This is a genomic window from Blautia glucerasea (genome assembly GCF_020537505.1).
GTDB lineage: Bacteria > Bacillota > Clostridia > Lachnospirales > Lachnospiraceae > Blautia_A.
Genome location: NZ_JAJBMO010000082.1, coordinates 1 through 953, shown reverse-complemented (window position 1 = coordinate 953; position 953 = coordinate 1). Strand labels below are relative to the sequence as shown.

At 51.5% G+C, this 953-nt stretch carries 1 protein-coding gene and 1 pseudogene; both read left to right on the top strand.

Annotated elements, in window-relative coordinates; all coding sequences use genetic code 11:
* Positions 1–738 (top strand): DUF3991 domain-containing protein (locus tag LIQ05_RS19310; protein ID WP_226822929.1); only part of this gene is annotated, 738 nt, incomplete at its 5' end.
* Between the two features lie 4 nt (positions 739–742).
* A pseudogene (locus tag LIQ05_RS19305) lies at positions 743–953 on the top strand (hypothetical protein); the annotation flags it as partial.

Below are 953 nucleotides of genomic sequence, written 5' to 3'. Positions count from 1 at the left end.
TTTCTGGAGGCAGTGCAAATGCTGAAAGATGAGTATCCCACCTATATCCCTCCTCCAGTGGAAGCAAAGCCAAAGAAGCCATTTGTCCTGCCTACGGCCAGCCCAGACTGCCGCAGGGTGTTCCGCTATCTGAAAGAGCGGGGCATCAGTGGCGAGGTCTTACAGCGGTGTGTTCATTTGGGAATCTTATATGAGAGTCTGCCCTACCACAATGCCGTGTTCATAGGACGGGATGAAAACCAGGTGGCAAGATATGCTTTCCTGCGTGGGATTTACGATGCCAGCGGAAAGTCTTTTAAGATGGAACAGGCCGGAAGTGAAAAGGCATACGCTTTTTGTGTTCCGGCGAAATCGGGATGCAGACGGGTTGCTGTTTATGAAGCCTGTGTGGATGTGCTTGCCCACATGACATTGGAACAGAGACAGGGAAGCCGGGATAAGTACCGTCTGGAGCTTGGCGGGATCAGCGCACCAAAAGAAGGGCAGAGCCAGCGGAGCATGAAAAAGCCGCAGGCATTGGAACATTTTCTGTCCCAGCACCCGGAGATCACCGAGATCGAAGTGTGTACCGACAATGACTTTGCCGGACGGTGGGCGTGTGAACATATCCGAAAAGCCTACGAGGGAAGCTATCGGATCATCGAGAACCTGCCGGAAATCGAAGGGGCAGACTGGGCAGACATGGCAAAAATGGCTGCCCGTACACCGGAGAAACGGCAGAATAGGGAAGCGAGGTGATGCTTTGAAAGATAAAATAGAAGTGGAAATGCTGTCACCTCTGATGGCAGAGTTTATTCCGGACTATTCAGATATTGTGAATCTGGATGATGCGGAGCCATTGGAAGGACCTGACCTGGTGCAGTATCAGACATCCATCGCAGAAAAGGTTGACGAGATCAATCGGCTCGGTATGCCTGACAACCAGCCATGCAACCTGATCGATTATTTTGACC